This window comes from Streptomyces sp. NBC_01077 (genome assembly GCF_045162855.1).
Lineage (GTDB): Bacteria > Actinomycetota > Actinomycetes > Streptomycetales > Streptomycetaceae > Streptomyces.
The window spans coordinates 9,413,898-9,438,846 of the sequence record NZ_CP108669.1 but is presented as its reverse complement, the minus strand read 5'-3'; the positions used below and the strand labels follow the sequence as shown (position 1 = coordinate 9,438,846).

The window sequence follows — 24,949 nt, the reverse complement described above, 5'->3', positions numbered from 1 at the left end:
ACCCCGCCGCCCCTCTCTCCGGCGCACCGCTTGAGCCTCCGCAGTCCAGATCACCCATGCCCATGTTCACGACGCGGCACACAAGAGCCCGGCGTCAAGGCCGAGGAATGACCAAAGCAGCCGGCTGGAGACGGACGGCCTCGGAGGCAAGGTCCTGGCCAAGCCCAACCAGCAGGGCCAGCTCTGTGATGATCTCAGCGGCACAGGGTGCAGGACATCGAATTCACTCTGAAACGATCATTAAAGATTGGTGTTCTGTGCAATCAGTCGCGGGGAGGCCGGGGGAGGAGGGGGCGGCAGCTCGCTCGTGCACGCCGCACAGGAACTCGGATCCTGGTAGGAGCCGTCCGCTGCCTGCGCCGGAATGATGCTGAGCAGAACACCTGCCGCAGCGGCAGTTGCGACACCCGCGGCCAGAATGCCGCGTCGGATTACCGTCATCGAAATTCCATCCTTCAAGAACATATTCCAGCACTATTGATCTGCAGCCGTAGCAATCGCCTGTCCTGGCCGCCCCGGAGCCTGATCTCTTGTGAAGGAAATATTTCACCCTGCCGAAAGAAGAAATAGTCATGCAGGTGTCAGCATCATGCAGCCCCCATGCAGGAAGATGTCGTGACGAGCTGGTGCGTGATCATGGGTGAGACGTTCTTGCTGGTGGGCGGCATGACCTGATGTGCCGATCGTGGTCAGTCGGACGGTTACAGCGCATCAAGTGTTCATCGGGGTCTCCCGGGATCATCTGGCTTGTCTGGTCGAGGAGTTAGCCGGTCCATGACAGGCCGTGATCGAGAGGCATCGTCGCGAACCTACAGCAACGGGCAGGGCCGCACCCTGTTCTCCCGGCATCGTCCGTCCCGGCCGGATGCTGAAGCGGCTGCCAGAGAACGAACGGGCCCTCTACGGCGAGAACCGGCTTGGCCTGGCCCAGGGATTCCCATGGCTCGCGTCACCGCGAGCGAGTGGCTGGTCCATCCGTCGAGTCGGTGCCGGCTGGCCGGTGCGGCAGTTGCTTGAGTGTGAGATCGCTGCCGCGCCGACCGCCGGCGAGAGGCCGGCCGGGGCCATGGTCATGCGCCGGACTGCAGTGGCTGTTGTTTTCCCGGCTTGTCAGGTTTCGCATCGGCGCGTCCTTCCTGCGGTGAGCCGGAAGGACGATTTCGCCGGAACGCCAGCCGTGAGTCATGGAGAAGAAATACTCAGACGGCTTCAACTGATGCAGTCGACGATCCGCGCGTCTGCTCGCCGGAAAAAGACCGGCGAAACAGCGTGATGCCTCGCGTCCGTGGCGTTGCCTGACGGAGGAGAGCCCATGCGTTACGATCATGACTGGGACAGGTATCAGATACTCTGTCGAGATCCTCGTGACATCTGGTCTATTTCAGGCAGTGTTATCCACCGCTCCCGGCATTGCCGGAACCCTGAAAGGCCCCAGACAATGTCTCCTTTCTCTCGCGTGCGTGGTGTTCTCACTGTCACTGGCGTCGCCATGGCACTCTCCCTTCCTGCTGTCGCCGCGCACGCAGATGCCGCAGAATCAGTGACCCCGAGTACTGTCCCGGTCCAGCGTCGCGACTCCGTCCCGGCGGCGGACAGTGTCAGGAACGACAGAAGCGAGGACATCGTCATCTGCGCCGGCGCGGCACGCTCCGAAGGGGCACGCCGCCCGCAGCGCAGCGATGTCACCACCGGCCTGAACGGTGAACCCATTGCCGACGCGGCATTTTTCTTTACTACACGGGATTTCGCCGGGAAAACGCAAGGATGGCTAAAGGCTTCGCTGGAATGACCCTTGCCGGTACCGGCGTTTCCGCGGGCGCCATTGCCCGGTTTCCTGGCTTCGCGCCCGGATGAGGATGGCGGCGAGGTGGAGTGCGGCTTGGTAAGCGATAGCGAGTCTGCAGGTTCGTGCCGGCCAGACCGCGCCACTCCTGAGGCGGTTGATCCAGCGTTCGACCGCGTTGCGCTGCTTGTCGGCCCCGGTATCTGAAGCGGGCGGGCGGCCACCGGCACGGCCTCGCCGAAGGCGGTGACGGACCTGGCCTGACGGCTGGGAGATGACTGCACGGATCCCCGGGGCCCCGTACCGAAGGCCCCCAAGGGCCCCGGCGGGAGTCGGCCCCGCCGGCCGGCGTGATACCACTGAGGCCGTCTCGCCCGCGTGGCCTCCGCCGACCGCCTGCCCGCGGATTCGTCATCACAGGCTCACCGCTCGGAGAATCCCCGGCAGGCCGCCTCGAGACCGGGGCCACCGCACCGTGACCTTCGATGATCCGACGGAGCCGGCCGAAGTGATTCAGCCCGCAGACCATCCGCTCCGGCTTACAGACAAGGCCTGGGCGCGCCGCGAGGCGGGTGCGGCCGGCGAATGAAAGAAAGGCCCCGGCTGCCCGAGGCTCTTCTGTCCGCCCGGTTCGGTGTGTTGCCGGCATCTGCTGCCGGAGTCCTGCGCGCCAGCGAGAACGTCGATCGCATCGACGATCAGAGTCCGAACGGCAGAGCCCTGCTCTGCCATGCTGCCGAGGGTCTCGAACGCCGCCTCGTAGAGCGATCTCACTCGGCTGAGTGAACACCCGGGCGGAGAGCGGCTCTACGGAGGCAAGAGTGTCGTCGCAGAGGTGAGAAACCTCCTGCGGCCGCCTACGTCGCTCGTCGGCTCTTCACTGTGCCCACGGCCCGAGCACGTCCTTCATGGCATTCGTCATCGCGATCTGCAGCCGCGGGCCGTAGGTGATCCGGCCGACGCCGAGGCGGCGAAAGCGCTCAAGATCGTGCTTGACGGGATGGGCTGTGGAGTTCACGGGAATGGCGACGGCGCCGGTCACCGCCGCGAGCAGTTCGTCGTTGTCCTGAATACCCACCGGGTAGACACTGTCGGCGCCGGCCTGTTCCAGGGCCCGCAGCCGCTCGATCGCCTCGCCGAGGACGCTGGAGGCATCCTCGGCGTGCAGGAAGAGGTCAGTGCGCCCGTTGACCCAGACCGGGATCCCGGCTTTGTCAGCCGCCGCGCGCAGGCCGGCGATGTAGTTCGCGTGTTCCTGCGTGCTGCGCATGCGTCCGCCGTCCGAGTGGACGGTGTCCTCGATGTTGAGACCGACGCCGCCGGCCTCGGTGAGTCCGGCGACGAGATCCGCGGGCTCCTGTCCGTACCCGGACTCCAGGTCCACGGACACGGGGACGTCGACCGCCGCGATGATCGGCCTGACGGCGGCGAGTACCTCCTCGAAGGTCTGCCCCTCCTGGTCGGCGGCCCCCCGGGAGTCGGCGAGCGGATGACTGCCGACCGTCAGTGCGGGGAACCCGGCGTCGGCTGCCGTTCGCGCGGACCAGGCGTCCCAGACGGTCGGCAGCACGAGCGGCTTGTACTCGGCGTGCAGCTGCTTGAGGCGTTGAGCGCGCTCAACGGTGGTGCGAAAGTCCATGCCGGGGACGCTACCCCGCGATCGAACCTCCGCGTGGCCGGACACCCGCCGCCCGACCCGCTGCCGGCAGCCGGGCGTTCTTCTGCGGGCATACAGCGCGGGCCGGGGTCGGCTGCCGGCGTGCCCGGCCGCACACCGGCGAACCCTCACGGGCCCCCGGGTCAGCCACCGGACCGGGGGCCGGAGCGGCACACCGCCGAAGCGGGCGCTGGTTTCGCAGCGGCACCGAGGACGAGCCGGGTGTTGCTGATCCGGCCCTCGCAGGAGCCAGTTGGCGGCTTCCCGGACGCGGGACCTGTGAACGGGTCGGCGACCAGGCCGTGAGCATTTTCAACTTGGCCACTGATCGGGTGACGGTGGGCGGTGGCGAGACGGGACGCTCGTGTGGATCTCACCCGTACTGCCCGGCCGGGCTCACGACCTGACCGCGGCCCGTCGGCATAAAATCGGCAAAGACCTCACGACCGCACAGAAGTCCGTCAACCGGGCACATTCCCGCCTGCGATGGCCCGCCGAGAGAGCCATCGCCCGGATCAAGACCTGGCGCATCCCCCGCAAAGCACGCTGCAGCCCCAACAAGATCACGTCAATCTCCAGGGCCTGGAGACTTACCGCTAAAAACGTTCCGTGACGACACTGGACGTCGCCCCCCTACCTGACGCAGGCTGCGGCCGAACGTCGGGTGGAGCGGTCCGCCCGGTTCACGATGCTCGTGTACCTTCCCGATGGGCATCCGGCCGAGCTCTTTCAGCGGGCCCTGGCCAACGTCATGCGTCCGCTACCGAGCCAACTGCGAGGGTCGCTTACCTGGGATCAGAGTTACGAGATGGCGGGCCATGCCGCGTTCATGCGTGATGCCGGCATGCTGGTCTACTTCTGCGACCCGGGCAGTCCGTGGCAACGCGGTGCGAACGAAAATGCGAATGGCCTGCTGCGTCAGTGCTTCCCGAAACACGCCGGCCTCTCCCGATACAGCCGCGAAGACCTGCATGAGGTCGCGGCCGAGCTAAACAGCCGACCATGTAAGACGCTCGGCTGGGACGCCCCGGCCGCCCGGTTCGCTGCCCTGCTCATGGCAGACCAGGAGTGCCGTAAGACCTGAAATGAGTAGCTCATACTCAGGGCCGCGTAGAGCGTTCTCAGTCAGAGTCGGATGAAAGGTCCACTCCCAAGGATGTGAGCAGAATTATGGATGCACTCAATCTTGAACTGCTTCCCGCCGAGGTCCCCGAAGGCGAGCCCGTACAGGGCTGCATGGCGGCTGGGACTGGCGACTGGATCGGCAACCACAACGAGATTATCGTCGCTGAAGGTGCCGAGTAGGTACGAATATGACATCCCTGGAGGAGTCGCTACTGAGCGACTCCTCCAGGGCGTGTTGCTTAATCCCCAGCACCATGGTCCCGAACCATCCGAGCCGGTGAGCATTCCGAGTCGCGCAGCCGCGTAGGCTGATCGTCGTCATGCTCCACCACCTGTTGCGACGACTGCTGGAATTCGCCTCATGGATGGTGAGGGGCCCTTTCGTTGCTATCGGCACAGTTCGGCGCGGACGGCCATGATCGCCGCCACCACGACACCGCAGATGCCAATCAGGAGCATCCAGGCCCGATGTTGCCGGGGGCTATTGCCCAGGTGCTCGGTGCGACGCGGCACCCGTCCGGGGCGCGCATCCCACAACGCCGACTGCTGCCCAGAACCCGAACGTTATCCCCTTGAGACGCACCGATTCCCCCCTCCCTGCGGACTCCTGCCGGAAGCCTAGGCCGCCATTGCTCAGGAGGGCATACGCCCGGTCCCCGCCCACTCCGGCGTTTCCTCTCCAGCTCCCCGGTTCCGCAGGGAACCATCGCCCCGCCTCCGTGGGGTGTGCGCCGGATGACGCTGTACCCCACCGTGGCCCACTGGGTACACGTCTGCCCGGATCACCCCCGGCACTCAGAGCGCCGTGTTCTACGACGCGGCCGGCGAGGTGATGAAGATGCCGGGCCACGCAACGTCGACCGGTACCCCTTCTACCGGCACCAGCCCCGACGGCAACGGCTCCACCCAGGACGGCGACACCGGCAGCGACGGCGACCAGTGACTGACACACGTCCGGTGTTGGTCGTCACCAGCCTGTACGACCCCACCATCGTGGTGATCAGCAAGCCTTCGCAGGAGAGCTGCTGCCAGACGGCTTCGAGTGCCTGGTGTCCCCGTCCTCATGAGAGTGGTTCTGGCAACAAGGTTTGCAGCAGCCGCAGATCATCTCGGGCACGTGGTCGGCCGGTTGGCAGGGGGCAGCCTGCGGGTGTGCTGGACTTCAGGGTCGGTGGTGGGATTGGAGCCGTTGAGCTTGGGGGCGGTGGTGTGAGCGAGCGGGCCACGGTAGGGGGGCGCAGCCCTTCGGTGGGGGCGAGAGCGTGCAAGAACACGCTGTTCTTGGCTTTTGGGTATTGCTTGCTCAGGGATTCTGTGCTCTGCGGGAGTGTGCTGGAGGTACCAGAGAAGGCTTCCGATCCCGCACTGGACAGGCAGTGATCCCGATGACGACGACCACGATCTCCCCAGGCGGGCCGCAGCCTCCCGTGCTGCAGGCCGTGCCGGCCGGCAGCCGTGTGTTCAGTCTGTCTCTGGAGCACGGGCACCTCGCGCCGGCCGCCGCGCGTCATGCCGCCCGCCCGGTCCTGGAGGCCTGGGGCCTGGCAGAGGACCGGGTCTACGACACACTGCTGGTGATCTCCGAGCTGGTCACCAACGCCGTCACACATGCGCTGCCCCCGGTTGTCCTGCACCTGCACGGCACCATGGACGGCTCAGGACGGGTCCAGGTCCACGTCACCGACGGCGGCCCCAACAACGCGGCCCGCCACGGCAGCTGGGCGGCCGGCAGGCCCGACGGCGAACACGGCCGCGGCGACCTCATCATCACCGCACTCGCCGGCAGCACCGGAACCGGCAGCGAGACCGACCCCGGCCTCAACGGGCTCATCGATCACTGGGCCGACCTCGACGCAGCCTGAACAACCATCCGGCATCCTGGAAGAAACCCGGCCACGGCCGGCGCTCGAAACCCGCTGCAGGCCCACGCACTGTGGCGGGGTGACAACCGGACCGGGCCGGAGCGGCACACCGCCGAAGCGGGCGCTGGATTCGCAACGGCACCGAGGAGGAGTCGGGTGTTGCTGATCCGGCTCTCGCAGGGGCCAGTTGGCGGCCTCCCGGACGCGGGGCCTGTGAACGGGCCGGCGACCAGGCCGTGACGACGCTGGACGTCGATCCCTGCCTGACGCAGGCTGCGGCCGAACGTCTCGGCCGGATCGGCTGGCAGCCGGCTGTCGGCACCGCCGGCGCTGAGCAGCTCTGCCCGGCACCTTCGACCGGATCTTGCCCATGGTGTCCATGCCGCATATCCCCGCCTCGTGGCTGCAGGCACTCGCCCCTGGCGGCCGGCTCGTGACGACTATCGCGAACACCGGGCTCATCATCACCGCAGACAAGACCGACGACGCAGGAGCCCGGGGCCGTGTGGGAGTGGGACCGGGCTTCGTCGAGAACATCCCCTCTGCATCGACTGCCCGCCACCGAAGTTTCCCCTCGCCGCTGATCTTGATGAACACCTCATCCAGATGCCAGGCGCTTCTTCCGGGAGCTGATGAAGAAGACCCGGTCGGTGCCCCGTGTGATCGTCACCGACAAGCTCCGCTCCTGCAGTGCCGCCCATCGGGAGGTGATGCCGCCGGTGGAGCACTGCTCGCACAAGAGCCTGAACAACCGGGCGGAGAACTCCCACCAGCAGACGAGGCAGGGTGAATGCGCAATGAAGGGCTTCCGCTGCGCCAGCGCAGCACAACGGTTCCCGGCTGCGTTCACCGGAATCTCGCCCCGCACAACGTGACAACGCCCCCTCGCGGCATGAGCCACATCAACTGATCCACGAGTCTTGACTATTGCTCCTGCTGCCGTGGAGCGTCGGCGTTGGCCCGCTCGGCGAGGGACTCTGCATCGGTGAGGGAGGCAGCGTCACACAGCCAGCACCTGCAGCACCGGCCGGACAGACCGGTTCAGCGTCCCCAGCCTGATCAACGCGGCTGCCATCCCGCCACCCGGCATGTCTCAGATCTCTCCGTCACATTCCTTCGAATTTTTCAACGTGGTGATTCCGCAGACCTCGGCAAGACGGGCAGTTCACAATCTTCCCCGGACGTCAGCCCTTCCCCGTGAGCGAGAGGACCATTTCCAGCATCTGGATCTCTGCCGAGTCATTGGCCGTACGGGTGATCAGCGAGGGCGCGCCGCCCCAACTCCCGCACTGAGGATGACTGCACCGGGTCGATGATCGCGTCGCGCACGCCCCGGCCCAGAACGTAGGCGGGTCCTGGCACCGTAGAACACGGCTCCGATGTTGCAGACGACCTGGCCGGAGGAGACGCCGACCGTCAGGGCGCCGGAATGCGGGATATGTGCGGTGCCCCTGTCCGCGGCGCCCATCTGAGTATGGATTACTCATACGAGACAGCATCGGTGAGGTCACGCTGTTTGTGATTGCAGCACATCGAGACAAGGAGAGAGTGATGGCAGCCATTAAGTCCCTTCAGCAGCTCACTGAAGAGGAAACTGCGCTGGACCAGCACGTGTGCCATAGCATTTGTGACATCACGCTTGTCTGCTCCACCCGCAATACCCACTGCGGTATTACGCCGACGGGATTCGCACCCCCTCACGTCAAGTAACGGGCAGCAACCAGTCCGGACTCTGGCCGGCCGCGGTGGAATCAATCACCAATGAGGCTTTCTCGGCGAAATAGTCTGGCAGCCGCGGGCCGGCCGGACCGCTTGCCCCGTCATGGACGGACGTGGAGCCCCTGGCAGGACAGGTCTGCCAAGATCATGTCCACGAACACCAGGGCTTCACGTTGGTTGCCGGTATTGCCATGCTCGATGTTCCGCGCCAGCGGGCCCGGCGGTGCCTGGAAAGGGCCGTGCACATCCTTGCCCCCCAGGCAGGCCCCGCGGCCCACCCCGCCCTCGCCACGGCCCGCCGCACCCTGGACTCCCTGACATGAAGATCAATCAGCCCTACATCGCTTCGGCCGGTATCCGCGCCGAGGGCCTGGTGAAGTCCTACGGCAGCGTACGGGCCTTGGACGGTATCGATCTGGACGTGCCCCAGGGCACTGTCCTGGGACTGCTCGGCCCCAACGGTGCGGGCAAGACCACCACGGTCCGGGTGCTGACGACGCTGCTCCGGCCGGACCGCGGCCACGCGGCTGTCGCGGGCGTCGATGTCGTGAAGCATCCGGACGAGGTGCGGCGCAGGATCGGCCTGGCGGGCCAGTCCACGGCCGTCGACCAGCACTTGACCGGCCGGGAGAACCTTCACATGACCGGCCGGCTGTACCGGCTCTCTGTGAAGGCCGCGAAGGCCAGGGCGTGCGAGTTGCTCGAGCGGTTCGGCCTGGCGGAGGCGGCGGACCGCACGGCCCGGTCGTATTCCGGTGGCATGCGCCGCCGGCTGGACCTGGCGGCCGCGCTGGTCGTCTCCCCGCCGGTGATGTTCCTGGACGAGCCCACCGCGGGTCTGGATCCGCCTAACCGGATGATGCTGTGGGACACCGTCAGGGAACTCGTGAGCGAGGGCACCACCGTGCTGCTCACCACCCAGTATCTGGAAGAGGCCGATTTCCTGGCCGACGCCGTGTGTGTCGTCGACCGTGGCAGGGTCATCGCCCGCGGCAGCCCCGACGAACTCAAAGCCCGGACAGGCGGCGACCGTATAGAAGCCGTGATCCATCACCACACGCAGATCACGGCCGCCGCAGACATTCTGCGGCCCCTCGGCGCGGACCTACTCACCTGCGACCCCCACACACGCAAAGTCACCGTCCCGGTCACCGGAGGGGCCAGAGCCCTTGCCGAAACCATCCGCCGGCTGGACGCCGCGGGAATCGAGATCGACGACATCGCCCTGACCCGCCCCACCCTCGACAACGTCTTCCTCACCCTCACCGGCCACGCCACCACAACACCGGTGGAAGACAGCGGGAAAGAGGGCCTTCCAACAGCATCGGGCTCCCCGGGCCCAGGGTTCCGTACCGCCCAAGGCGAGGCCGCATGATGAGTGACACAGAAGCCGTACCGCGCACCGCGCTCTCTCAGTGGATCACGCAGTTTCAGTGGTCCGTGACCGACTCACTCATCATCGCCAAACGCCACCTCATCCGAATATCCCGAATACCCCAGACAATCATCTTCGCGGTCATCCAGCCCATCATGTTCACCGTGATGTTCAGCTACGTCTTCGGCGGATCCATGAACATCGGCGACACCACGGACCCGTCCGCCTACCGCGAATTCCTGATCCCCGGCATCCTCGCCCAGACTGTCACAGTCGCCGCCACCACCGCCTGCGTCGGCATCGCCGACGACATGCACACCGGTCTCTGGGACCGATTCCGCGCACTTCCCATGAGCCGCGGCGCTGTCCTGACCGGCTGCCACATAGCCAACCTCGCCCGGACCGCGCTCACCCTCACCGTCCTCACCGTCGTCGCGCTGCTGATCGGCTGGCGCGTCCATACCTCGGCCGCACACGCGATGGCGGCTTTCGCGCTCCTCCTGCTCCTCGGCTACGCCTTCTCCTGGGTCGGATCCCTGACCGCCCTCTGCGCCCGCACCCCCGAAACCGCGGGCTCCGCCGGCCTCCTCTGGGTCTTCCCCCTCACCTTCATCTCCAACGCCTTCGCCGACTCCAGCAACATGACCCCCTGGCTGCGCCACATCGCCGAATGGAACCCCTTCAGCGCCACCGTCCAAGCCACCCGCACCCTCTTCGGCAACACCAGCCTCAGCGAATCCACCGCCTGGCCCATGCAACACCCCATCCAGGCATCCGTATTCTGGAGCCTTCTCATCATCCTCGTCTTCCGTGCCCTCTCCGTACGTAAATACCGGTCCGAACCGAAGATGTGACAACGAGGCAGGAATTCCAAAGGCGATCGCGTCTGGCCAGAAAAGGACAATGACTGCCGGATTCTCACGGCATGACGATATCCGAATGCCGGTATTCGAAGAATGTTGAGGAGGAGATATGACGGGCAGTGGATCGCCGGATGCCGGTCCGGTTTCGGTGAGGGCGGACTCGGTGTTGCTGATCGATGTGGCACGTGCGGTGCTGGACCGATGCGGTGGGCAGCGGTGGTCGATCAATCCGGAGGATGCCTGGTGCTATCTGTCCCCGCCGGACGATCATTCGCGTGAGCACGGGTGGAAGCTGCACGTGTCGGCGACGCCCCTGTCGGCGCCGCTGGTGTTGGCGCGTGCCGGTGAGGTGCTCGTGAGCGCGGGATGCGCGTTCAAGTTCGGTACCGATTTGCGCCGCGTGGCGGAGCTGGTGGACCAGTGGTACTCGCGTGGGGGCGGGGGCAAGTTCATCACGGTGTATCCGAAAGATGACGAGCAGTTCCGTGAGCTGGCCGAGCGGCTGCACAAGGTGACGGAGGGGCTGCCCGGGCCGGACATTCTGTCGGACAAGCAATTGCGCCCGGGGAGTCTGGTCTACTACCGCTACGGTGAGATCAGCGGCGGCGGCCACCGTGTCTTCACCGACGACGGTGTGTTCAAGCGGCAGATGCTGGGTCCGGACGGCACGGCTGTCGAGGACGAGCGCAACGCGTGGTTCTCGCCGCCGCCGTGGGCTTCTTCGCCGTTCCCCGACGAAGAAGCTGAGACACCGCAGGTACCCGATTCGGTGCTTCTGGGCGGCCGGTACCGGGTGCGGAAGGCGATCCGGCACGCGAACAAGGGCGGCGTCTACCGGGCCACAGACGAGCGCGACGGCTCGGACGTGGTGATCAAGCAGGCCCGCGCCCACGTCAGCTCCGGCCTCGACGGCACCGACATACGCGACCGCCTGCGCCAGGAATCCGAGGTCCTGCAGGAACTGCAGCAGCTGGGCGTCTCCCCGCGCTGGGTCGAGCTCATGCGGGTGGAGGACGATCTCTTCCTGGTCCAGGAGCAGGTCCCCGGACAGACTCTGGAGAGGTGGGCCCAGGAACACGGCGACGGAGCCCTGTCTGTTTCTGAGGCGTTGAAGACGGCATCCGGCCTTGTGGACCTCGTCGAGAAGATCCACGGCAACGGATATGTGATCCGTGACCTCAAGTCCAGCAATGTCATGGTCCTCCCCGACGGGGATCTGCGGCTCATCGACGTCGAGTACGTGACCCGGAGCGGCACCGTGTGCCGTCCCGTCGGCACGCCGTATTTCATGGCCCCTGAACTGCCCAAAACCGACGGCGCCAACAGCGAGGCCACGGTGGCCGCAGACTGCTACAGCCTGGGCGCCACCCTCTTCCACACGGTCACCGGACTCATGCCCTCGTGGCTGGCCCGCCAGAACGACGCGACGCAGCAGGACACCGAAGAGATCCTCGCCCAGATCGCCGGCGACCATCCCGCCCTGACCGGCTTCGCCAGGCTGATCCTCAGTCTGACCGAAACAGATCCGGAACAACGCTGGACTCTCGCCCAGGTCGGCGACCGGCTCACCGCTCTCGCCGACGGCAACGGCGCGCTGCCGGCAACGGCTCCTCACCAGCGCGCACTCACCGACGAACGTCTCGACGCCCTCATCGACGAACAGACACACCTACTGCGGACCTCGATGACCCCGCGAGCCCAGCAGCTGTGGAAGCAGTCCCAGGACGACCAGGACGTCTGCTCGCTGTGGAACGGCGCCGCCGGGGGCCTGAGCGCACTCACCCATGCCGCCGCACACGACACCACCCTGTCCGAGACCGTCACCACCGCCGCCGCATGGATCGACCAGCGGCTGTCCGCCATCCCCAGGCTCCTGCCTGGCCTCGCCTTCGGCCGCGCCGGCACCGCCTGGGCACTCCACGATGCCGGCCAGCTGCTCGAAGACCCCAGCCTGCAGTCCCGCGCCATCGAACTGGCCGCGAAACTTCCCACCCGGTGGCCCATCGCGGACATCACCCACGGCCTGTCCGGCGCCGGCATGACCCACCTGCGCCTCTGGCATGCCGCAGGCAAGCCCGAAAGCCTCGAGCAGGCCCTGGCCTGCGCCGGCGCCGTACTCACCGCTGCCCGCCGCGACGGCGACGAATGGACCTGGCCCACCCCCGAGAAAACGGACTCCACGCTCGCCGGGCAGAGCACCTATGGGTTCGCCCACGGTGTCGCCGGCACCGGAGCCTTCCTGCTCGCCGCCTCACAGGCCGCCGAACGGAACACACCCGGCTCCGGACAGCGGTTCCATGAAGCGGCACTCGGCGCGGGCGACACCCTCATCCGCGCCGCGGTGACCGCCAAGACCAGCACAACCTGGCCCGGCAACACCAAGAAGGGCGGCTCGGGGGACGCCATGAACGGGATGTTCTGGTGCAACGGAGTCGGAGGAATCGGTGCTTTCCTCATCCGCCTGTGGACCGCCACCCGCGAGCAGCGCTTCGCGGACCACGCCGAACAGGCCGCCGCCGCCATCACCCGCAACCCCTGGCCCCACGCCACCGGCGCATGCTGCGGGCTCGCTGGAGCGGGACACTTCCTCCTCGACATGGCCCACCACACCGGCCAGGACACCTACCACCAACAGGCCCGCGGCCTCGCAGCCGTCATCCACACCCGCACCACCACAACCTCCCGCGGCCCCGGGCAACCCCAACCCGACCACAGCTACCAGAGCGGCGTCGCGGGAATCCTCCGCTTCCACCTCCGCCTCCGCCACGGCGGCCCCCACCCCTGGATGCCCGAGCACGCGTAAATGCCCCTGCCGGCCCACGCGGACATCCCGCGCACCGCTACACCCCTCGCCATCCGCGAGCATGCTCGGGACCTGTGGATCGGTCCGGGGCAGGGTGCCTCGCGGAACGCCGGGGCGTACTCCTTCAGGATGAGGCGCACCGCAGCACGATCCGCCTGCCCCGGGGCGGCGGAGTCCGGGTGCGGGGCCGGGAAAGCCTGGGCGGAGTGCTCAGCGTCCTGTCCGAGGCACCCGGCGGGGGTTTGGGGTGTGAGCTCTGCCCGTCGAACGCCGTCGGTGCCACTCCGTCACCGGGCCTACGGGGATGGCATCTGCGCGGCCGGGCGTGCGTACCCGCACGCTGTGCCCGGGGCATTGAAATGCCGGGGCGTGTCCGGCAAGGCTGCCCGCTGGTCCCGGGGGGCAGGCCGGGTGGTCTTTGCCGCGGGTTTGAGCGCTCGGAGCAGGGGGTGGCGTGGGCGGCGCCCATGTCGGGCGGCGGGACCAGCGCCAGGGACAAGGCCCGTTCGAACGCCACGGTTCGATGCCGGCAGCTGCCCGGGACTGCTGCGGGCCGCAGCCGGCCGGTGACGCCGTCGTCGTCCTGGGCATCACGATCCACCGAGTGGTCGTCGCCGGACGGCGGCCCGTCACCGGGCCGCACCCGAAAGATGCCTGATGCCCCCGGACTCTCTCAACAGGTTCACAGGCCGACTGTGCTGGGCGGCCTTCGGCGGACACGTCGCCCAGGCCACATCTGCCCCACAAGACCGCCCGGTTGCAGCGTCTGCTGGGCAGGCCCACTCGTGCGCGCAGTCGGCCACACCGGAATGCGGCCGACTGCGAAGTCACCAAGGCGCGAACTCGGGTCAGAGAGGGTCGCTGGACGAGTGACTCACAAGGACCTTGTCACGTACTCACTCGAATGGAACTGAGCAGGCAATACTCCATATCGGATTCCGCGGCCGCCCGGCGAGCTGTCCGGCAGTGCGGCGGCGGGACACCTGCTGCGCTGCCCCGCTTCCACGAGGCTGCGGCCGGGATCCGCGAGGCGAGTCGAGTAGCGGCTACTCATCAGTAGGTCGTGATCACAGGATTAACTCCCCTCGCATGCGACCACGCCCATCCGGCACCGCATTCGACCGCCGAATGCCTGGTTCCGATCGTAGGCGATGCCGTCCTCGAAGACCTTCGGGACGGGTGACCGGCTGCACAGAATCCATGCAGACTCATGAGGAGGAAGCCGTGCGCGGTGCCAAGAGCGCCAAGTGGGTAACGGGCGCGATCATCGTTGCCCTTGCTGCGACTGCCTGTGGCGGGGGTAAGAGCGACAGCGGCGACGCCAAGGGCGCTGTCGACCCGAACGGAATCTTCTCCGTCGAGCTGGGCGAGCCCGAGAAGCCCCTGCTCACCGGTGACACGATGGAGTCCAACGGCTCCGCCGTGATGGCCGGCCTGTTCTCGACCCTGGTCGACTACAAGGCCGACGGCTCCCTGGAGATGATCAACGCCGAATCGGTCACCACGACCGACTCGAAGACGTGGACCGTCAAGCTCAAGCCGGGCTGGACCTTCCACGACGGCACCCCGGTGACCTCCAAGTCCTACGTGGACGCGTGGAACTGGAACGCCAACGTCAAGAACGCCCAGGGTCTGTCCTCGTGGTTCGCGGACATCAGGGGCTACGACAAGGTCCACCCCGAGGCCGAGGGCGCCAAGCCCGCCGCCGACAAGATGGACGGTCTCACGGTCGTCGACGAGACCACCTTCACCATCGAGCTCACCAAGGCCGTTCCGTACTTCGGCCACAAGCTCGCCTACATCGTCTTCGCCCCGCTGGCCGAGTCCTTCTACAAGGACCCGGCCGCCGGTGGCCAGAAGCCGGTCGGCAACGGTCCCTACAAGTTCAAGAGCTGGGACCACAAGAGAAAGATCGAGATCACTCGATACGACGCCTACAAGGGCCCGAACAAGGCGAAGAACGGCGGTGTGGTCTTCAAGAACTACACCAGCCTCGAGGCCGGGTACGAGGACCTGAAGTCGGGCAACGTCGATGTTGTGCGCGCAATCGCGCCGAAGGACCTCCCGGTCTACCGCCAGGACCTCGGCGACCGCGCAGTGGACCAGCCGTTCTCCGCGATCCAGAGCATCGCCGTCGCCTTCTACGCCGACCAGTGGAAGAAGCCGAAGAAGGTCGACCCGCGCGTCATCCAGGGTCTGTCGATGGCGATCGACCGCGCCACCATCACCAAGACGGTGCTGAACGGCACGCGTGAGCCCGCGACCGGCTGGGTCGCCAAGGGTGTCCTGGGCTTCCAGGAAGACGGTGGCGCCGGCGTCACCAAGTTCGACCCGGCCAAGGCCAAGGAGCTCATCAAGGCCGGCGGCGGCGTCCCCGGCAACAAGATCTCCATCCAGTTCAACGCCGACGGTGGCCACAAGGAGTGGGTGGACGCTGTCTGCAACTCCATCCAGCAGGCCACCGGCGTCCAGTGCGTCGGCGACGGCAAGCCGGACTTCCAGGCCGACCTGACCGCTCGTAAGTCGAAGCAGGTCAAGTCGCTGTACCGCTCCGGCTGGGTGCTCGACTACCCGGTGAACGCCAACTTCATCTCGGACCTGTTCCGTACGGATGCCGGCGGCAACCAGGGCGGCTTCTCCAACAAGGAGCTGGACGCCCGGATCGCCAAGGCGGACTCGGCGGCCACCCTGGAGGAGTCGGTGAAGGCGTACCAGGCCATCGAGAAGGACCTGGTCAACTACATGCCGTCCATCCCGCTCTGGTACTACAAGGTCAACGCGGGCTACTCCGAGAAGGTTTCGGGCGTGGCGTACGGCCAGGACGGCGACCCGATCCTGACCGGCGTCGAGGTCAAGAAGTAATCACTCAAGCGTAGTCCACCTGCAGAGGGTGGGGCTGACGGACAGTCAGCCCCACCCTCTGCAGCTCTGCGTTGCAAGACTGCCGGATCACGCACCGCACCGGTGAACCGTCGACGATCAGCCGGCACAAGTCCGACTCGACTGCCCGCGGCAGCGCATCGAACCGAGGACCCGATACACGGTCGCGGCCATGACACTGGGACAGCCATACGAGCCGCCTTGTGAGGTTCGCGCAATCGTGCACGGTCCATGAGCTGTGCCCAGTGGGCCCTCGCGGGCGCGGGGACGGCATGTTCTGGACGTGGGCACGCTCCTCGCCGACAAGCGCCGGAACACGACGAAGCTCGGGTTCGCCGTGCAATGGACACCGTCCGGATGCTCGACACGATTCTGGTCGACGACCCAGCCCCGCGGCACCGGCGTCCACGTCGGGTTCGTGGCCGCGCTGCTACGGCTGGACCCGGCCTGCCTGCCCGGCGGACTACACCGTACGGCCCAAGACGGCCTATACTGACGTCAGCTCGTCAGGGTGATAGTTGCTCGACGAGGGTCAAGCCGGTCCCCGCTATGAAGCCGTCGAGGGTGTGGGACCGGTATTGAAGGCGTTTGAGCCTGTTACGGACAAGGGCTTCGAGCTGGTCGAGGGCCATGACGGCGAGGTTGGCGAGGCTGCGTTTGACGTGGGCCCATACCCACTCGACGGGGTTGAGGTCGGGCGAGTAGGCGGGCAGCAGGAACACCGTCAGCCATGCCCGCTCGGCCACGAGGGCCTGCATCCTGCGGGACACGTGGGTGTTCAACCGGTCCCAGACCAGCACGATTGGTGCCCCGACCAGCTGGTGGACACCGTCGATCAGCGCGATGAAGTCCCGCTCGCCCATACTGCGACGGGCACTTTTCCCCGCGGGATGACTCCGCAGGCGGTGACACAGCCGGGTCCGGGAACCCGGCCGCATTGCAATCAGCCCGGCCACTGACAGCCGGCCCGAACGGCGGCCGCTGATGGTGACAACCGGGGTCACTCCGCGCCGGCCCCAGGTCCGTCCCCGCGGCGGCCTGCGGGTGAACCCGGCTTCGTCCTCGAAGCAGACGTAGCCCCCGCAGGCCGCCCTCGCCCTTTTACCTCCGCCCAGGTCGCCTCCTTCCATACGGCGACAGCCTGCTCATCGCGCTCCGCGACCCGCCGGGCGGGCACCTGCGGGCTGAAGCCCAGCCGGTGCATCAGCCGGGTCGCACCCGAGACGCTGTAGGAGACATGGAACTTCCTGCCGATCAGCGTGGCCACCCGCGAGGCGGTCCACACCTGGTCCTCCACCCAGCCATGCGCGGCCGGCCCCTGCTCCAGATACGCGGCCAGCTTCTCCAAAGACCGCGGGGACAGCCGGCACCGCGACCCGCTCGGACCACGGGAGGCCAGCGCCTGAACACCGCCATCCCGCCACAACTGGTGCCACTGATAAGCCGACTTCACACTCACCCGCAGCCGCCGTGCGACTTCCGACGGCTTGATCTGCTGCTCGAACAGTTCAGCCGCCTGCATCCGAACCGTCTCCCGACGCCGGCGCCCCGTCGGCGTCAGCCCGCCCCCATCTGCATATCTCACACCTCACGGATACAGCCACCCGCCTTCACCCGTCAGGGACTTCACACAGATTCACCCCGACGAGCTGAAGTCAGTAAGCACACGAGGGAGCTCCAAGAGGTCCTGACAAAGGGCGTTGGACGTGTCGGTGGGTGATGAGGCAGGCGGCGAGGCCGAGGAACGCGTCGGGGATGCCGTCGCGTCTTTCCCATCGGACGCGCAGGCGCCGGAAGCGCAGGCATAGCCCTCGCGATCGCCTGTCGCCCCCATGTCCGGCGTCGCTCACGCTCAGGATCTCGACTGCCGCCACTTCCGCTTCCGGGAAGACGCCCAGGCGGAACTCGACCGGGACCCAAGCGACCCGAACCGGCTCGACGAAGATCAGGGACCTGACGACGGCATCGCCTGCGAAGCGCTCCCCAGGCGCAACAGCGCAGGCGCTGTGCCGCCGGTGACCCCGCGCTCTACCACCGTGCCACCGGTGCATCCGAGTGCCGGCTCCGGTCCGCCCGGTCTCACCATGGGCATGAGCCTCACCCTGACCGCCGGATCCACCATGGCGGCCGGCTACCTCACGACACGACGCCTACCCGCGGATCGAAACGCCCCTGAGCGACACCACGGTACTCGCACACGGCGAGGAAGATCGTTCTCCCACAATCACGCAAATGCCTCCTGGTGCTCGCGCACAGCACCAGGCCGTTGAGGCTTCACCACCGACAACCAGCTGACGAATCTCCGCTGCGTCCGGCCTGGCGGGCGGCTGATCCAGTTCTCACCGTTGGACACCCAGCGGGAAGGGGGTGGAGGGGATTCGCGGGCGCTTGACAAAGGTGACGGGCACGGACTGTCTGGCCGGGGTTGACGGGGCACCATGCGACACGGACGGTCAGGCCCGCAAGCCTGGACCACGATGGACACGGCGAAGGCCGCATCCAAGATCCCGACCGAAACCGCGCGGGGACGGCCGGGACTTTGAATGCGGCCTGCGGCACTATTACGAGCAGGAGCCGCTGATGCCTCAAGGTGATCTCGACCATCACCGATTCGTTCATTCAGGTTCTTGATCAGGTCAAGGTCACACGCGGCAGGACAGGCGAACGCCGGGGCGTCTCTGCTGTCCTAGGCTTGTTGTGGTGCCCGTCCAGCCATGGAGATGCCCCGCGCGTCCCTCCCGCTTCAACAGGAGGCTATGTCACACTCGCCAGAACCGTGGCCGGAAAGCATCCTGATCTCATTCCGCAAACAATGTTAGACGTAGTCTCTCTGCTTTATCGTTATCGCTTCAGTCTTGTTGATCGCGGCGATTTCGGTCTGCTTTCAGATGAGAATGTGATCGGACCCTGCATGACCATGGAGAGCGAAGCTCCGATCATTCCGGCAGCGACGGCTAGGTAGGTTACCCGTCGCACGGATTCATTGATGCTGAAATTCTTGGCTTGCACGGTGTCCATTTCCTGGAAGACGAGAGAACCGGCAGTCGCCAGCTCGCACTTAATGCATGCATTAAGCAAGATACGACCCGGTGTGAAATTTAATCCTGCTGACGGACGACTTGATTCAGATTTATATCCGACGGCGCCGGCCGCCCGCGCATCTATGAATCGCACGAATGGGTTTGTGCCCGCACGAGTATGAGGCACTCATGATTGAAGCTTCAGACTCAACTACTGCGGTAAGGAACCCTCGTCGGCCACCTTTCCAGCCACACTGGACCTTGAACCGTTCCGGGTTCGGCAGAGATCTCAGATGTTGGTTGTGACCTGGGGTTTCGTGGTGGTCAGGTAGCGGGTGGCTTCGTACTCGGAGGGCGGGGTGTGCCCTACCTCGCCGTGCAGCCGGGTGTGGCTGCCCAGTCGGCCCATTCGGCGGTAGCGAGTGGCGCCTGGGCGAGGGATCATCACGGCCGCTGCGGCTTGATCACCTCGGTTTCGACGAGGCCGGTCGTGGACTTCATCAGCACGTTGACGCTCCTATAGTCGTCAACTGGCCGCGTAGTGTGCTTGCGCCGCGGGTCGGAGCAGGTGCTGGACCTCGCGGGCGGCGTGGCGCTCGAGGCGGCGGATGATCTTCCGTTTCGTCTTGCCCTCGACAGTGCGGCTCGCGACGTAGTCGATCGCGGGCTGATGGAATCACATCCGGACGATGACGGTTCGGGAGATCGCGGCATTCAGCTGCCTGTGGCCCGCCGTGGTTGATGCGATGCCTGCCGCTGGGTCATGCCGGAGCCAGTGGGTACTGGAGCGATGCCCGCAAGCTCGGTGAGTGCAGCTTCGGACTTGATTCTTTCGGGGTTGTCGCCTGGCAGATGAAGGACCTCACCAAGCCTGCCCCCGACAGCCGCCGATAGGACACGGATACGCATCGTGAGGGGGCGGAGCCGCACCGAGCCGATGGCTCTGCCGATGACGAGGAGCAGCGTTTCTCGGGCGGTTCGGGAGGCGCTGCCCGCGTCGGATATCGATGGCTTCGGACAGCAGCTCGGTGCCGACCGGCAAGACGCCGTGTGCCGCTCGCCCCAGGCCCGGGACAAAAGCGCTGGCTGCGGGCGTAGGTGGCGGCCCTCGTCCCGCCGTTGCCGAGTACCGGCAGGTGCCTTCCGTTCTCGTCGGCATCGAGGTCTTTAAGGCTGTCGAAAGCCTTGTACGCGGACGCGAAGCGCAAGTACGCGACGAGGTCGAGCTTCTGCAACGGGCCGAGAATAGCCAGACCCACGTCATGGGTGGTCAGCTCGGCGCTGGCGGTGGCGCGCACCGCTTCCTCGGCCCACTCCCAGTGGCCGAGCTCGGCAAGGGCGTCCCCGGTGACCGGTCGCCCCTGGCGCGCCGTGCGGAGCAAGTGAGCAATCGCTGGTCACGTCCATGTCCTCGGCTCGGTTTCATAGAGCCGCGGTAACCCGTACCGGACGGTCCTGAATCGCTGCTGAAGGCCGCCGAGGCAGGAGCGTTGGGCCGGGACGCGGTCCGGCCGACCGGGTAGATCTAGCTCCGGCGGCCGCGGCCGCCGGTGCCAGTAGACGCTGTCCATGCACTCCAGGTTGGCTTTCACGGGTGTCCGGCGCAGCTGAGGCTCTCCCTCCAAGAGGGCCGGCCCGTGCAGCCGAGGGCTTACGCGCTTGCTGAATTCAGCCTGGCATCCGCATAGAAGCCTTCGAAACCAAGACGCCAGAGCGCTGTGGCACTTTCGTTTCGATGGGTTCTGGCGGGAGAGGCCATCGCAGGGTGCGCGGGGAACAAGGCGTGATCCTGGCGGAAGCCAGCGTCACCCTCGGCGTGAAGCATTCCCGGCCCCCGCGAGGCTGGGAGTCGCCCGAGTCCCACTGCACCATGTCATGGCGAGTGCCCCCGGGGAGCTGAGCCGAACCGACAGCTGCCGACTCGGCTGTCAGTGGGGCGCACCACGTGCCAATTTGGCTGTGGTGTACCCGGCGGTCACTGCGATCTGGCACCCGGCGTTGAACGACGGTCTGCGTCCTGAGGATGTGCGGCCGAGATCGAACAAGGTCATGTGGTGGCTGTGCCCTGACTGTGAGAAGCCCTTCCTGGGAGCAGTCGTGGACCGGGTGGTAGCCCGGCATTGCTGCTGTGGTGCTTGCGCGCGCTTTCGGTCCTGGAGCGCTCGCAGGGCGTAGGGCCCTACCGCGCGGCCTCGCCGATGAACTGGCTGCGGGGCTGGGCGTCCCTCAGCAGACAAGGGGCTGGCGATCTGTGTCGGGGGCCGGCGCACGGGGTCGGTTATGGCGGCTGCCCCGGTGCTGCAGTAGGCGTGAGAACCGGCCAAGTTGGAGCGGGTGACTGTGAGATTCCACGAGGCGGGGTGGGACACCTGCGGACGGCCACGTACACGCACGGGCAGTGGGGAGGTATGGCCGAAGTCTGCGGGGCTGGACGCCGGCGCTGTTTCGCACCGGTCGGAGTGCGCCACACTCCCCGGTATGCCGGGCTTTCAGAACAGGAAGGCGATCGGTGACGCCCATGAGCAGCGCGTCGCCCAGGAACTCAACCACCGCGGATGGCACGTCAGTCCCTGAGGCACGGAGTCATGGGCGAACCTGTACGGCTCGCTCTGCAGCACACCACCAGCTCGCTGCGCCGGACATCCGGCCTCATCGCCGCCGAGGGGCGGCAGGTCGACCTGATCGGCTGCAAGAGCCGCATGACCAGCCGGGCCAGCCGGGCCGGCCGGCGTCATGCCGTGGAGCGCTCCGCGATCACCGCCCCTCTGCAGCCCGTCGCCTGGACCGGGATCCCTCTCTACTGCGTCTTCGACAACCTCGGCCTCCTGGCCCCGCACGACGCACTCGGCCCCGGGCAGGCGGGTCCCCTCGGCAGCGGACTTCCCTCGCAATTTCCGCACCGTCGCGACCTGCGCGTTCGGCATTTCAGCCGCGCGTGCCGGCACGGTCCGCGCCTGCTCCGCCGATCGCGGGGCCGCTGCCCTGCCTGCCCGAAGAGACAGCTCCGCCCGTTCCTCATCGGACAGAGGGACTTCAACAGCACGAGGACCCGGCGGCATGGCAACTGGATACAGACTTAACCATGAAATTTCAGGTGCAGGACACTAGCGTCCTCGTGCACTGTTCGTCGGGTTCAAGTCGCTGATAAAGCAGCGAACGTCACCGGATACGTATCAATGCATCCGCTATGGCTGCCGCTATGGGAAGTCCGGTCTCATCTTCGATCCAGGCCCACTGGCCGTTCGGGTTAAGATCGAGAAAGACCCAGTCTCCATCCGCCGTAACGATGAAATCGATGGCCGCAAAACGGAGATTGAGCCTCGAGAGAAGTCCGCTGACGGCATTTCGGACGGCATCTGGAACAACAGCCGTAGAATACTTCAGGTTCGAATAGTCCGACCTCCAGTCGATCCCGGCGTCACACGATTCAGCATCTATTCGAGCCGCAAAGAATTCATCGTCAACAACAGTCAGTCGCACTTCGAAGTCTTTTTCCACCCACGCCTGGAACAGGTGGGAAGTGAGCTTGACGGAATCATCGATCGTGGCGGGATCCACGATCGAAGAGTAAATCATCTTGACGTCGCTCGATTCGGAGAATGCAGGCGTGCTCAGAGTCTTGTAGACGACCTTCCCGAAGTTCCCGACAAATTCTTTAACCTTATCCGGAATATTAGTTATAAGCGTGGGCGGAACGTTCAGGCCGCATGCATTGGCGACCGCGAGATGTACAGGCTTTATTGTTGCATAAGCGTTTGCGGAAGGATGATTTATCCACCTTTCAAGGGAGCTGATTACGCCGCCGAATCCCATGCGCGCTTCGGCTGCTGCGAACTTTCGCTCCGGAGAAGTCATCTGCTCAGGGAGGATGAACTGCGAAGGCCGCCGGTAGTAGACGCAGCCCACGTCCGCCAGGTCAAGCGTCCGGGCATCGTCATGCAGTTGCCCGGACCATCCGTTGTCAAGCGTGACTGCCAGGTGAAGTTCCTGCGGAAAATCTCCCGTATCACATCGGAAAACGCGAGCCCCTCGTCTGTCCAGTTCGCGAACTACTAGATCAGAAGTAACGTCGAAGGGGTCAGTAAGAATTACTACTGCTTGCGTATCGGACATGCCGGATCCCGCTCTTTAGGTTCTGCCTAGAAGTTCTTTCGCTCCACAGAATGCTGCCGATCCAGACCGCCTGCCGGACGGGGCATCCTCATCTAGTCGCTCTCGTAGTCCTGGCTGTAGTCCGTGTCTTCACCCACGAAGGTGGAGGGGTTATGCGTGCCCCCATAGCCTGTCCCGTTCGCCGTTCCGCCTTTACCGGGATTTGCGTACGTGTCAGGAATGAACGGGTGGTCCGGCCCCAGGGGCTTCCCGGCCGTAACCTGGCGCTCTTTGTCGTAGACGAATTCAGTGATGTCGATCACGTTGACCCGCTTGGGCAGGCGGCTGTACCGGAGGCCGAAGGGACGTGTAGCCGCAGCACCCGGCTCGGATTCGTCCACAGGACTGGCACCGAAGCGCCTCCCGAGAGGGAACTTGCTCGGAACTGGACAGATGGGGTCGTAGTCGCTCTCAGAGGCTTCAGGATTCTCATTCCCAAGCAGTCCGAAGGGGCGGACTGATTCCATCACATTCATGATCACTCCAAATGAACTGATGTAACCTGGCGCCTGGGCAGGGGTACTACCGGCTGGGTCCAGGATGGATGCACGATCCATTCGAAGGATGTCCCTCTCTGTACTTCGGCAGCCCGAGCAATAGGTACTCAATAGGTCACGCCGTGTTGCGGGCGTACGAGAGCTGAGCTGACTCTGCCAGGATTTTCGTAGCTGGAGATCATCTCGATGGCACGGCCGGCCGGTCCGCAGGGCGGGCAGCCTGTGACTGTGCCCGTCTGAACCGGCCAGCCTGTGCCCGCAGTTGTCTGATGCGGTGGCGGTGGTCCGGGCCCGCACAAGATCCGGCGAACCAGTGAGCATTTTCAGCGTGGCCACCGATCGGGTGATGACCTTGGCGCCCGCAACGGACAGGGCTCCCGGGCCGTTGGGTGAGGTGTTCGAAGTCTCAACCTGCCGGCCCAGGAGCCCTGTTGGTTCCCTATCCTGCCGCACTCGACCTGCCTCATGCGCTGGTCGAGTGGGTCACGATGCTTATCGTCACCCGTGAGGGTGACCGCCGCTGCAAGCTCCCGCCGCACAAGCGCGCCCTCGTCGCTCTCGCCTACCTGCGCAAGCACGACACTCTCGCGCAGATCGCCGCCGGGTTCGGCATATCCGTAGGCACCGCCCACGCCTACACCACCGCCGTCGTGCGGCTCCTCGCCGACCGGGCGCCGGGCCTGCTCAAGACCCTGCGCGAGCACGACCCGGACTACGTGCTCCTGGACGGCACCCTCAGCGAGTGCGACCGCCTGGGCGACGCACGCGCCGATTACTCCCACAAGCACCGGCGCCACGGCGTGAACGTGCAGATAGTCACCGATCCCCAGGGCCAGCTTCTGTGGATCTCGCCGGCCTTGCCGGGCCGCGCTCACGATCTGACCGCCGCACGCACCCACCGCATCATCCGAATCTGCGAACGCCAGGGCGTCCCGATCGTCGCCGACCGCGCCTACATCGGCGCAGGCTCCTGGGTCACCACCGCCATCCGCCGCCCGCCCAACGGCGAACTGTCACCGACCGAACGGACGCTGAACCGGGCACTCGCCCAGGCCCGCGCTCCTGTCGAACGAGGCGTCGCCCGCCTGAAGTCCTGGCGGATCTTCCGCCGGAGCCGCTGCAGCCCGAACCGCATGACGGACATCGCCGCCGCGGTCCTCACCCTGGAGAGGCAACGCTGAAAATGCTCAGTGGGAGGCAGGGATGCGGTCGG

The 24,949-nt window shown here is 66.0% G+C and carries 20 protein-coding genes and 3 pseudogenes; 17 read left to right on the top strand and 6 right to left on the bottom strand.

From position 1 onward, the window contains the following. Positions 1 to 1,312 precede the first annotated feature (1,312 nt). Complete coding sequence (locus OG462_RS42330; protein WP_406054068.1) at positions 1,313 to 1,789, top strand: hypothetical protein; 477 nt, start codon at positions 1,313 to 1,315, stop codon at positions 1,787 to 1,789. Between the two features lie 871 nt (positions 1,790 to 2,660). Here OG462_RS42330 and OG462_RS42325 read toward each other — a convergent pair. Next, positions 2,661 to 3,422, bottom strand: coding sequence for an isocitrate lyase/phosphoenolpyruvate mutase family protein (locus OG462_RS42325; protein WP_406054070.1), 762 nt, complete (start codon positions 3,420 to 3,422; stop codon positions 2,661 to 2,663). Between the two features lie 382 nt (positions 3,423 to 3,804). Between OG462_RS42325 and OG462_RS42320 the strand changes: the two genes are divergently transcribed. The 11 genes and pseudogenes from OG462_RS42320 (at position 3,805) to OG462_RS42270 (ending at position 16,049) form a co-directional block, all read left to right on the top strand. Further along, positions 3,805 to 4,053, top strand: a complete 249-nt coding sequence (locus OG462_RS42320) for a transposase family protein (protein ID WP_406054072.1) — start codon at positions 3,805 to 3,807, stop codon at positions 4,051 to 4,053. 51 nt (positions 4,054 to 4,104) lie between these two features. After that, entirely contained in the window at positions 4,105 to 4,524 is a 420-nt protein-coding gene (locus OG462_RS42315) for an IS30 family transposase (protein ID WP_406054074.1), read from the top strand. An 86-nt stretch (positions 4,525 to 4,610) separates the two neighbouring features. After that, complete coding sequence (locus OG462_RS42310) at positions 4,611 to 4,745, top strand: hypothetical protein (protein WP_406054076.1); 135 nt, start codon at positions 4,611 to 4,613, stop codon at positions 4,743 to 4,745. 589 nt (positions 4,746 to 5,334) lie between these two features. Continuing rightward, positions 5,335 to 5,508 (top strand): annotated as a pseudogene (locus OG462_RS42305) (putative ATP-grasp-modified RiPP); the annotation flags it as partial. A gap of 442 nt (positions 5,509 to 5,950) precedes the next feature. Then, positions 5,951 to 6,427, top strand: a complete 477-nt coding sequence (locus OG462_RS42300; RefSeq protein ID WP_406054078.1) for an ATP-binding protein — start codon at positions 5,951 to 5,953, stop codon at positions 6,425 to 6,427. A gap of 608 nt (positions 6,428 to 7,035) precedes the next feature. Beyond that, positions 7,036 to 7,290, top strand: a pseudogene (locus tag OG462_RS42295) (DDE-type integrase/transposase/recombinase); the annotation flags it as partial. Positions 7,291 to 8,465: 1,175 nt separating this feature from the next. After that, complete coding sequence (locus OG462_RS42290; RefSeq protein ID WP_406054080.1) at positions 8,466 to 9,521, top strand: ATP-binding cassette domain-containing protein; 1,056 nt, start codon at positions 8,466 to 8,468, stop codon at positions 9,519 to 9,521. Further along, the gene (locus OG462_RS42285; protein WP_406054082.1) at positions 9,518 to 10,375 is read left to right on the top strand and encodes an ABC transporter permease; all 858 of its coding nucleotides are present in this window, start codon (positions 9,518 to 9,520) and stop codon (positions 10,373 to 10,375) included. Before OG462_RS42290 ends, OG462_RS42285 begins: the two co-directional genes overlap by 4 nt. Before the next feature lie 118 nt (positions 10,376 to 10,493). Then, positions 10,494 to 13,187: a class IV lanthionine synthetase LanL gene (gene lanL, locus OG462_RS42280; protein ID WP_406054084.1), complete on the top strand. Its 2,694-nt coding sequence runs from the start codon at positions 10,494 to 10,496 to the stop codon at positions 13,185 to 13,187. A 523-nt stretch (positions 13,188 to 13,710) separates the two neighbouring features. After that, positions 13,711 to 13,845 carry a hypothetical protein gene (locus tag OG462_RS42275; protein WP_406054086.1) on the top strand — a complete coding sequence of 45 codons (135 nt, stop codon included), beginning with the start codon at positions 13,711 to 13,713 and terminating at the stop codon, positions 13,843 to 13,845. 566 nt (positions 13,846 to 14,411) lie between these two features. Continuing rightward, the gene (locus tag OG462_RS42270) at positions 14,412 to 16,049 is read left to right on the top strand and encodes an ABC transporter substrate-binding protein (RefSeq protein ID WP_406066329.1); all 1,638 of its coding nucleotides are present in this window, start codon (positions 14,412 to 14,414) and stop codon (positions 16,047 to 16,049) included. 524 nt (positions 16,050 to 16,573) lie between these two features. On the opposite strand, the gene OG462_RS42265 is transcribed toward OG462_RS42270, so the two are convergent. Both OG462_RS42265 and OG462_RS42260 read right to left on the bottom strand, forming a co-directional pair. Further along, on the bottom strand, positions 16,574 to 17,182 hold the full coding sequence (locus tag OG462_RS42265; protein WP_406066281.1) for a transposase: 609 nt from the start codon (positions 17,180 to 17,182) through the stop codon (positions 16,574 to 16,576). Next, entirely contained in the window at positions 17,068 to 17,628 is a 561-nt protein-coding gene (locus tag OG462_RS42260; protein ID WP_266977486.1) for a winged helix-turn-helix domain-containing protein, read from the bottom strand. The genes OG462_RS42265 and OG462_RS42260 overlap by 115 nt, the downstream gene beginning before the upstream one ends. A gap of 1,029 nt (positions 17,629 to 18,657) precedes the next feature. On the opposite strand from OG462_RS42260, the gene OG462_RS42255 reads away from it, so the two are divergent. Both OG462_RS42255 and OG462_RS42250 read left to right on the top strand, forming a co-directional pair. Beyond that, positions 18,658 to 19,029, top strand: a complete 372-nt coding sequence (locus tag OG462_RS42255; RefSeq protein WP_406054088.1) for a hypothetical protein — start codon at positions 18,658 to 18,660, stop codon at positions 19,027 to 19,029. A 626-nt stretch (positions 19,030 to 19,655) separates the two neighbouring features. Next, a complete protein-coding gene (locus OG462_RS42250; protein WP_406054090.1) occupies positions 19,656 to 19,829 on the top strand; it encodes a hypothetical protein in 174 nt (57 codons plus the stop codon). Between the two features lie 417 nt (positions 19,830 to 20,246). Here the strand turns inward: OG462_RS42250 and OG462_RS42245 are convergent. Further along, positions 20,247 to 20,466: pseudogene (locus OG462_RS42245) on the bottom strand (transcriptional repressor NrdR); the annotation flags it as partial. 496 nt (positions 20,467 to 20,962) lie between these two features. Here OG462_RS42245 and OG462_RS42240 point away from each other — a divergent pair. Then, positions 20,963 to 21,262, top strand: coding sequence for a zinc-ribbon domain-containing protein (locus OG462_RS42240; RefSeq protein ID WP_406054091.1), 300 nt, complete (start codon positions 20,963 to 20,965; stop codon positions 21,260 to 21,262). Between the two features lie 410 nt (positions 21,263 to 21,672). Further along, positions 21,673 to 22,167: a hypothetical protein gene (locus OG462_RS42235; RefSeq protein WP_406054092.1), complete on the top strand. Its 495-nt coding sequence runs from the start codon at positions 21,673 to 21,675 to the stop codon at positions 22,165 to 22,167. Between the two features lie 79 nt (positions 22,168 to 22,246). On the opposite strand, the gene tgmB is transcribed toward OG462_RS42235, so the two are convergent. Next, positions 22,247 to 23,200 carry an ATP-grasp ribosomal peptide maturase gene (gene tgmB / locus OG462_RS42230; protein WP_406054094.1) on the bottom strand — a complete coding sequence of 318 codons (954 nt, stop codon included), beginning with the start codon at positions 23,198 to 23,200 and terminating at the stop codon, positions 22,247 to 22,249. Positions 23,201 to 23,292: 92 nt separating this feature from the next. After that, a complete protein-coding gene (locus OG462_RS42225; RefSeq protein WP_406054096.1) occupies positions 23,293 to 23,715 on the bottom strand; it encodes a hypothetical protein in 423 nt (140 codons plus the stop codon). Between the two features lie 452 nt (positions 23,716 to 24,167). Here OG462_RS42225 and OG462_RS42220 point away from each other — a divergent pair, with 452 nt between their 5' ends. Continuing rightward, the gene (locus OG462_RS42220; RefSeq protein ID WP_406054098.1) at positions 24,168 to 24,917 is read left to right on the top strand and encodes a transposase family protein; all 750 of its coding nucleotides are present in this window, start codon (positions 24,168 to 24,170) and stop codon (positions 24,915 to 24,917) included. Positions 24,918 to 24,949 lie beyond the last annotated feature (32 nt).

Excerpts from the sequence above, each read along its gene's own strand:
- OG462_RS42330 (WP_406054068.1), top strand. The coding sequence starts at position 1,313 with ATGCGTTACGATCATGACTGGGACAGGTATCAGATACTCTGTCGAGAT.
- OG462_RS42325 (WP_406054070.1), bottom strand. The coding sequence starts at position 3,422 with ATGGACTTTCGCACCACCGTTGAGCGCGCTCAACGCCTCAAGCAGCTG.
- OG462_RS42310 (WP_406054076.1), top strand. The coding sequence starts at position 4,611 with ATGGATGCACTCAATCTTGAACTGCTTCCCGCCGAGGTCCCCGAAGGC.
- OG462_RS42300 (WP_406054078.1), top strand. The coding sequence starts at position 5,951 with ATGACGACGACCACGATCTCCCCAGGCGGGCCGCAGCCTCCCGTGCTG.
- OG462_RS42290 (WP_406054080.1), top strand. The coding sequence starts at position 8,466 with ATGAAGATCAATCAGCCCTACATCGCTTCGGCCGGTATCCGCGCCGAG.
- OG462_RS42285 (WP_406054082.1), top strand. The coding sequence starts at position 9,518 with ATGATGAGTGACACAGAAGCCGTACCGCGCACCGCGCTCTCTCAGTGG.
- lanL (WP_406054084.1), top strand. The coding sequence starts at position 10,494 with ATGACGGGCAGTGGATCGCCGGATGCCGGTCCGGTTTCGGTGAGGGCG.
- OG462_RS42275 (WP_406054086.1), top strand. The coding sequence starts at position 13,711 with ATGCCGGCAGCTGCCCGGGACTGCTGCGGGCCGCAGCCGGCCGGTGAC.
- OG462_RS42240 (WP_406054091.1), top strand. The coding sequence starts at position 20,963 with ATGGCGAGTGCCCCCGGGGAGCTGAGCCGAACCGACAGCTGCCGACTC.
- OG462_RS42235 (WP_406054092.1), top strand. The coding sequence starts at position 21,673 with ATGGGCGAACCTGTACGGCTCGCTCTGCAGCACACCACCAGCTCGCTG.
- tgmB (WP_406054094.1), bottom strand. The coding sequence starts at position 23,200 with ATGTCCGATACGCAAGCAGTAGTAATTCTTACTGACCCCTTCGACGTT.
- OG462_RS42225 (WP_406054096.1), bottom strand. The coding sequence starts at position 23,715 with ATGAATGTGATGGAATCAGTCCGCCCCTTCGGACTGCTTGGGAATGAG.